General features: G+C 24.0%; 1 protein-coding gene. It reads left to right on the top strand.

Annotated features, from left to right (window positions below):
• The first annotated feature begins 202 nt into the window (after positions 1-202).
• Positions 203-682 (top strand): flavodoxin domain-containing protein, encoded by a 480-nt coding sequence (locus ACQRD5_RS17135; protein ID WP_427747112.1) that lies wholly within the window; start codon positions 203-205, stop codon positions 680-682.
• The last annotated feature ends 215 nt before the right edge of the window (positions 683-897 follow it).

Genomic DNA, 897 nt, shown 5'->3' with positions numbered 1-897 from the left:
TATAAATTTAGTATCTTCTATACCTATAATTATACAAGGTGCTTTTTATACTTCAACCTATTTATATATATACATTAGCCCTACATGATATTATTTTAAATACAATATACAATCACCGCTTTAATAGTATATATTGGATAATATCCCAAATAGTGATAATATTGTATTAAGTATATTATTTATAAAAAATGAGGTGAATAAATTGAAAACTCTTATTGTTTATTCAAGTAAGTATGGTTGTACTGAAAAATGTGCAGATTTTTTATCTAAGGAACTTAAAGATAAACCAGATATTGTAAATTTAAAAAATTGTAAGGATGTAAATTTATCCTTATACAATAAAGTTATTATTGGTGGATCAATATATATGGGTAAAATACAAAAGGAAGTATCAGATTTTTGTTCAAAAAACTTAGAAGTGTTAAAAGAAAAGAAAATTGGCTTATTTATCTGTGGAATGCAAGAAGGTGATTCAATTAATACTGAAATTAATCAAAACTTTCCAAAAGAGTTAATAGAAATTGCTACTGTAATAAAACATTTTGGAGGAGAATTTGATTTTAGTAAAATGAGTTTTTTTGAAAAACTCATAGTTAAAATCGTAGCAAAAACTTCTTCTAATAAATCAAATATATTAAAGGATAATATCACTAACTTTGCTAAAATAATGAACTCTATTTAAATATTCTTGCATGATTTGTCCATTTTTCATTGCTAAGCTTTCTGCTCATAAAAATAAAACCTCCTTGATAAATTATTACTATAATTTTATCAAGGAGGTTATTCATTAACTAAATATCAAATTTTTTACACTTACTGATATATTAATTAGATTTTACTTTGAGAAGGTGAATTTAGCATCAGCAAGAACTCCCCAATCTCCAGCAATTCCATTTT

The sequence above is a fragment of the Clostridium sp. SGI.024 genome, from assembly GCF_050315195.1.
GTDB lineage: Bacteria > Bacillota > Clostridia > Clostridiales > Clostridiaceae > Clostridium.
Note: the sequence above shows the minus strand (reverse complement) of the source record. Positions and strands in the feature narration are given on the sequence as shown.